This window comes from Xanthobacter autotrophicus (assembly GCF_030015065.1).
GTDB classification, from domain to species: Bacteria; Pseudomonadota; Alphaproteobacteria; order Rhizobiales; family Xanthobacteraceae; genus Xanthobacter; species Xanthobacter autotrophicus_D.
Genome location: NZ_JAIVFN010000177.1, coordinates 1 through 6234, shown reverse-complemented (window position 1 = coordinate 6234; position 6234 = coordinate 1). Strand labels below are relative to the sequence as shown.

General features: G+C 66.6%; 7 protein-coding genes. All 7 read right to left on the bottom strand.

What is annotated here, in order from left to right:
• Positions 1-127: GTP-binding protein (locus tag K9U40_RS21525; protein WP_250152467.1), on the bottom strand; the 127-nt coding region annotated here is incomplete at its 3' end.
• A gap of 66 nt (positions 128-193) precedes the next feature.
• Positions 194-2269 (bottom strand): elongation factor G, encoded by a 2076-nt coding sequence (gene fusA / locus K9U40_RS21520; protein WP_282892160.1) that lies wholly within the window; start codon positions 2267-2269, stop codon positions 194-196.
• Between the two features lie 18 nt (positions 2270-2287).
• The gene (gene rpsG, locus K9U40_RS21515) at positions 2288-2758 is read right to left on the bottom strand and encodes a 30S ribosomal protein S7 (protein WP_282892159.1); all 471 of its coding nucleotides are present in this window, start codon (positions 2756-2758) and stop codon (positions 2288-2290) included.
• Between the two features lie 26 nt (positions 2759-2784).
• A complete protein-coding gene (rpsL, locus tag K9U40_RS21510) occupies positions 2785-3156 on the bottom strand; it encodes a 30S ribosomal protein S12 (protein ID WP_012113697.1) in 372 nt (123 codons plus the stop codon).
• Between the two features lie 614 nt (positions 3157-3770).
• Positions 3771-4754, bottom strand: a complete 984-nt coding sequence (locus K9U40_RS21505; RefSeq protein WP_282892158.1) for a malate dehydrogenase — start codon at positions 4752-4754, stop codon at positions 3771-3773.
• 106 nt (positions 4755-4860) lie between these two features.
• Positions 4861-5295: a hypothetical protein gene (locus tag K9U40_RS21500; protein ID WP_282892157.1), complete on the bottom strand. Its 435-nt coding sequence runs from the start codon at positions 5293-5295 to the stop codon at positions 4861-4863.
• A gap of 162 nt (positions 5296-5457) precedes the next feature.
• Complete coding sequence (locus K9U40_RS21495) at positions 5458-6141, bottom strand: TPM domain-containing protein (RefSeq protein WP_282892156.1); 684 nt, start codon at positions 6139-6141, stop codon at positions 5458-5460.
• Positions 6142-6234 lie beyond the last annotated feature (93 nt).

The window sequence follows — 6234 nt, the reverse complement described above, 5'->3', positions numbered from 1 at the left end:
TCGCTCCGCCCGACTCCGCAAGCACCTTCGTGATCGCCGCCGTCAGCGACGTCTTGCCGTGATCAACGTGACCGATCGTGCCGATGTTGCAGTGCGGCTTCGAGCGGTTGAACTTCTCTTTGGCCATGGGACTCTCCGTTGGGTCTCTCTGGCGAACCTGAAGGGTGAAAACTCGTAAGGCTCAGGCCGACGCTCACGCGTATTTGGCCTGGACCTCCTGGGCGACGTTCGACGGCACCTGCTCGTAGTGGTCGAACTGCATGGTGAAGGTGGCGCGGCCCTGACTGAACGAGCGCAGGGTGTTCACGTAGCCGAACATGTTGGCCAGTGGCACCATCGCGTTGATGACGTTCGCATTGCCACGCATGTCCTGGCCCTGGATCTGGCCACGGCGGGAGTTGAGGTCGCCGATGACGGAGCCGGTATAGTCCTCCGGCGTCACCACCTCGACCTTCATGATGGGCTCGAGCAGCACCGATCCGCCCTTCTGGAGGGCCTCGCGGAAGCCGGCGCGGGACGCGATCTCGAACGCCAGAGCGGACGAGTCCACTTCATGGAAGGCGCCGTCGACGAGCTGCACCTTCACGTCCACCACCGGGAAGCCCGCCAGCACGCCGGCGCCGAGCACGCTCTCGAGGCCCTTCTGGACGCCCGGAATGTACTCCTTCGGCACCGCGCCACCGACGATGACGCTCTCGAACTGGAAGCCCTTGCCGACCTCGTTCGGCTCCACCACGAACTTCACCCGCGCGAACTGGCCGGTACCGCCGGTCTGCTTCTTGTGGGTGTAGTCCACCTCGGTCTTCTTCGTGAGGGTCTCACGATAGGCGACCTGGGGGGCGCCGATATTGGCGTCCACCTTGTAGGTGCGCTTCAGGATGTCGACCTTGATGTCGAGGTGCAGTTCGCCCATCCCCTTGAGGATGGTCTGGCCGCTCTCGTGGTCGGTGGACACGCGGAAGGACGGATCCTCGGCAGCCAGCTTGGAGAGGGCGATGCCCAGCTTCTCCTGGTCGGCCTTGGACTTCGGCTCGATGGCGATCTCGATGACCGGCTCCGGGAATTCCATCTTCTCCAGGATCACGGCCTTGTTGGGATCGCACAGCGTATCGCCGGTGCGCACTTCCTTGAGGCCGGCGAGGGCGACGATGTCGCCCGCATAGGCCTCCTTGATGTCTTCCCGGTTGTTGGCGTGCATGAGCAGCATCCGCCCGACGCGCTCGCGCTTGTCACGGGTGGAATTCAGCAGGCCCATGCCGGTTTCCATCACGCCCGAATAGACGCGGCAGAAGGTGATGGTGCCGACGAAGGGATCGTCCATGATCTTGAACGCCAGCACCGACAGCGGCTCGCTGTCCGACGGCTTGCGGTCGGTCTCTTCCTCGGTCTTGAAGTCGATGCCCTTGATGGCGCCGCGATCAATGGGGGACGGCAGATAGTCCACCACCGCGTCGAGCAAAGGCTGCACGCCCTTGTTCTTGAACGCGGAGCCGCAGAACACGGGATTGAACTTGCGGCCGATGACGGCGAGGCGGATCAGCTTCTTGAGGGTCGCCTCATCCGGCTCGGTGCCGTCGAGATACGCAGCCATGGCGTCGTCGTCGAGCTCGACGGCGGCTTCCACCAGCTTGTTGCGGTATTCGGCAGCCTTGTCGGCAAGATCCGCAGGGATCTCCTCATCGTGATACTTGGCGCCGAGGGCCTCATCTTCCCACACCACCGCCTTCATGCGGACGAGGTCGATGATGCCCTTGAAGTTGTTCTCGGAGCCGATGGGCAGCTGGCAGCACACGGGGTTGCCGGCCACGCGGTCCACGATCATCTCGACGCAGCGGTAGAAGTCGGCGCCGATCTTGTCCATCTTGTTGACGAACACGATGCGCGGCACGTTGTACTTGTCCGCCTGGCGCCACACGGTCTCGGTCTGCGGCTCCACGCCCTGGTTGCCGTCGAGCACGCACACGGCGCCGTCGAGCACGCGCAGGGAGCGCTCCACCTCAATGGTGAAGTCCACGTGCCCGGGGGTGTCGATGATGTTCAGGCGCTTGCCCTGCCAGAAAGCGGTCGTCGCGGCCGACGTGATGGTGATGCCGCGCTCCTGCTCCTGGGTCATCCAGTCCATGGTGGCAGCGCCATCATGGACTTCACCGATCTTGTGGCTCTTGCCGGTGTAATAGAGGATCCGCTCCGTGGTCGTGGTCTTGCCGGCGTCGATGTGCGCCATGATGCCGAAGTTGCGGTAGTCCTCGATCGCGTGAGTACGGGGCATGGAAGTCGTCCTCTCCGATCACCAGCGATAATGCGAGAAGGCGCGGTTGGCTTCCGCCATCCGGTGCGTATCTTCGCGCTTCTTCACGGCAGCGCCGCGATTGTTGGCCGCGTCGAGAAGCTCGGCGGAGAGACGCTCCACCATGGTCTTCTCGTTGCGGGCACGCGCCGAGGCGATGAGCCAACGGATCGCCAGGGTCTGGCGACGCTCGTTACGCACCTCGACCGGCACCTGATAGGTGGCGCCACCGACGCGGCGGGAGCGAACCTCCACCGCCGGCGCCACGTTCTCGAGCGCCTGAATGAACACGTCCACCGGGTCGTGCTTGGCCTTGGTCTCGACCACGTCGAGGGCGCCATAGACGATGCCTTCGGCGACCGACTTCTTGCCATCGCGCATCACGGAATTCATGAAGCGCGACAGGATGGTGGACCCGTACTTGGGATCCGGAATGACTTCGCGGCGCTCGGCCTTGTGACGACGGGACATCGTTCAGTTCCTTGAGGTTCGCCGGATCACTTCGGACGCTTGGCGCCGTACTTCGAACGGCGCTGCTTGCGGTTCTTGACGCCCTGGGTGTCGAGCACGCCGCGCAGGATGTGGTAGCGCACGCCGGGAAGGTCCTTCACGCGGCCGCCGCGGATCATCACCACGGAGTGCTCCTGAAGGTTGTGGCCTTCGCCGGGGATGTAGCCGATCACTTCGTAGCTGTTGGTGAGCCGCACCTTGGCGACCTTGCGCAGAGCCGAGTTCGGCTTCTTCGGGGTCGTGGTGTAGACGCGGGTGCACACGCCGCGCTTCTGGGGGCTCGCCTGCAGCGCCGGCGCCTTGTCGCGCGCCTTCTGCGCTTCACGCGGCTTACGGATCAGCTGGTTGATCGTCGGCATGTACGCCTTCGCCTCGTCCTGATCTGCGGCCGGGGGCCGCATTCTTCATTCGACGACCTTTTTCACGGGCCGCCACGACCGGCCCCGAGGGGCCACAAATTCCGTTCGCACCAACGAACGCAAAAGGCGCCGTCCACCCCCGCAAGGGAGCGGACACGCCTTTCTCGCGACAGAGGATCACAGCGCGCATTTCCCGAAAACGGGACGGCGCCGCGATCATGCACCTGAAGTTATCGCAGTGCTGTTCCTGGCAGCGTTTCGGCTCTTGGGATCGGCCCATCTCAAGCCGGACAGCCTGAAAAGATGAAGGACCGATCGCTGAGGCGCCGACCGCCTGCCGCGAAAGTGGTGCGCTTCTAGCCTCAGAGTCGCTTCGCGTCAAGCCTTCGTTGACGTTCGAGCCGAAAGAAACGCCCGTTTCATCGGCCTTCGCAACCCGTTCGAGGCGCTCCGCCCGGCCCGGAACGGCGCGCAAGGCGCCACCGGGCCGAAAACTGCCTGAGCAGGAGGCAGGGAGCAGGCGCGCCCAAAGAGTGGGCGACACCCGTTCCGCCCGTGGGGCGCACGCCCGGCCGCTCGGCAGGTGCCGAACGACCGGGGCGCGAATCCCCGACTCAGCCCAGCAGAGCGGCGACGCCGTCGCGCTCTTCGAGCAGCTCGGTCAGGGTCTTGTCGAACATGGCCTTGGAGAAGTCGTCCATGGGGAGGCCCTGGACCACCTCGTAGGCGCCGGCGGTGCACACCGCCGGCATGCCGAACACGATGCCTTCCGGAACGCCATAGGAGCCGTCCGAGGCGACGCCCATGGAGACCCACTTGCCGGCGGTGCCGTGGATCCAGTCATGCATGTGGTCCACCGCGGCGTTGGCGGCCGAGGCGGCCGACGACAGGCCGCGGGCCTCGATGATGGCGGCGCCGCGCTTGCCCACCTTGGGCAGCAGCGTCTCGCGGTACCAGGTCTCGTCGTTGATGAGCTCCGGCAGCGGCTTGCCGTTCGCGGAGGCGAAGCGGTAGTCGGCATACATGGTCGGGGAGTGGTTGCCCCACACCGCCACCTTCTCGATGTCCTGGGTGGCGATGCCGGCCTTGGCCGCGAACTGCGACAGGGCGCGGTTGTGGTCGAGGCGGAGCATGGCGGTGATGTTCTTCGCCGGCAGGTCCGGGGCGCTCTTGGCGGTGATGTAGGCGTTGGTGTTGGCCGGATTGCCCACCACCAGCACCTTCACGTCGCGCTTGGCCACCTCGTTCAGCGCCTTGCCCTGGACCTTGAAGATCTCGGCGTTGGCGGAGAGCAGGTCGGCGCGCTCCATGCCCTTCGAGCGCGGACGGGCACCCACGAGCACGGCGGCGTCAATGTCCTTGAACGCGACCTTGGGGTCGTCGGTGATGACCACGCCGGCCAGGTTCGGGAACGCGCAGTCCTCGAGCTCCATCACGACGCCGCCGACGGCAGCCTGCGCCTGCGGCAGGTCCAGAAGCTGGAGGATGACCGGCTGGTCCTTGCCGTACATGTCGCCGTTGGCGATGCGGAAAAGCAGCGAATAGCAAATCTGACCGGCGGCGCCCGTGACAGCGACGCGAACGGCGGGTTTGGTCATGAGAAGAAGCCCTTTGCCTTAGGTCGAGCCCCGAAGGCTCGGGCGCGCAATCTATGCCGCAGCGCCGCGGAAGGAAAGCCGCGTCACGAGGCCGATTCGGGCCTTGTCATGGAACCTTGGTCTTAAGCGCCGGCGGCTTTCCGGCGCCGCCGGCGGACGGGCGTTCAGGCCCTCGGAAAGCGGGCTTCCCGCAGGAACACGCCGGCCTCGGCGAAATCGGCCTCGCCCACGGGGTAGCGCTGGTCCGACACGAAAGGCAGCAATATGACGACCCCCCGCCCTCACCCACGGCCTCGAAGCGGCAGCCCACCGTCGGATCGAACGGTCCGGGCAGGTCCGCCTTGCAGACCATGGCGCCATCGGCGGCGCGGATGGCGTAGAGCGTATAGGCGTGGAGGCGCTGGGGCGGCTGGACCGAGGGATTGCGGTCCCTGGCCCAGGCGGCGATGCGGATCAGCGCCTGATCGCTGCCGGTCTTCTCCAGATAGATCTGAATGGTTTCACCCTCGCCACCGCGTGACCAGATGGTTGCCATCGGCATCCGCCCCTCCCCCGGCCCGGCGAAACCGCCACGACTGACCGTGACCTGCGACGGGCGGGCAGGACGCCAAGCCATCGCCCGCTGCCGGGCCGGAGCGGGCGATGGCTGCTATTCTGGGTTTATTATATTCTTTTATGCAACCATACCCGCCCGGAGACTGCCTTACAGCACGATCACGTGGTCCGGGAGGGCATTGGTCTCGCCCGCGCGATGCGGCAGGGGACCGGAAAGCAGCGCGCCGGCCTGCTCCACGCCCGCGACGAGGCCATCCACCAGGCTCCCCTTGCCCGCCTGTTCGGTGACGGCGTCGCAGATCGCGCTCCAGGCGGCCGGACCGAGCGGGCCGTGGAGGGCCTCGTCCGCCACCACCTCCACCAGCCGCTCGCGGGCGGCGGCGAAGATCAGAAGCCCGGTGCGGCCCGGCGTCTGGGGAATGCCATAGGCGAGGAAGGTCTCGATGGCGGCGCTGCGGGCCGCCGCCTTGAGGGCGAGGCGGGGGATGACGCGCTGGGACACGCCCGGCAGCATCAGCAGCGCGCACAGCACCACGAACAGCACCGCCTGCGCCGAGAGCGTGGTCAGCGCGGACATGGGGGCCAGAAGAAACGGGACGAACGGCTCCGCCAGGACCAAGAGCCACGGCGCCACCAGCGCCACCAGCGAGGCCCAGAGCACCGGGAAGAAGGAGTGCTGCACCAAAGGCGCGCGGGCGACCACCACGCGGATCTCGGCCGCGGTGCGCGCCTCGGCCGCCGCCACGGCTTCCGCGATGCGGCGCCGCGCGGCCTCGGTCAGGCCGAACGCCGCGGCGTCGGCGGCGGACGGATCATCTGCAACGATGCTCATTCCGGCTCCCCTGCGTGTGGCCGAAGGTGCCCCGCCCCGGCCGCCCCCGCCATAGCATGGCCGGGGCGGGGCACCTTCGGCCACACGCAGGGG

Coding starts and splice junctions, on each gene's coding strand:
- fusA (WP_282892160.1), bottom strand. CDS start 2,269: ATGCCCCGTACTCACGCGATCGAGGACTACCGCAACTTCGGCATCATG.
- rpsG (WP_282892159.1), bottom strand. CDS start 2,758: ATGTCCCGTCGTCACAAGGCCGAGCGCCGCGAAGTCATTCCGGATCCC.
- rpsL (WP_012113697.1), bottom strand. CDS start 3,156: ATGCCGACGATCAACCAGCTGATCCGTAAGCCGCGTGAAGCGCAGAAG.
- K9U40_RS21505 (WP_282892158.1), bottom strand. CDS start 4,754: ATGACCAAACCCGCCGTTCGCGTCGCTGTCACGGGCGCCGCCGGTCAG.
- K9U40_RS21500 (WP_282892157.1), bottom strand. CDS start 5,295: ATGCCGATGGCAACCATCTGGTCACGCGGTGGCGAGGGTGAAACCATT.
- K9U40_RS21495 (WP_282892156.1), bottom strand. CDS start 6,141: ATGAGCATCGTTGCAGATGATCCGTCCGCCGCCGACGCCGCGGCGTTC.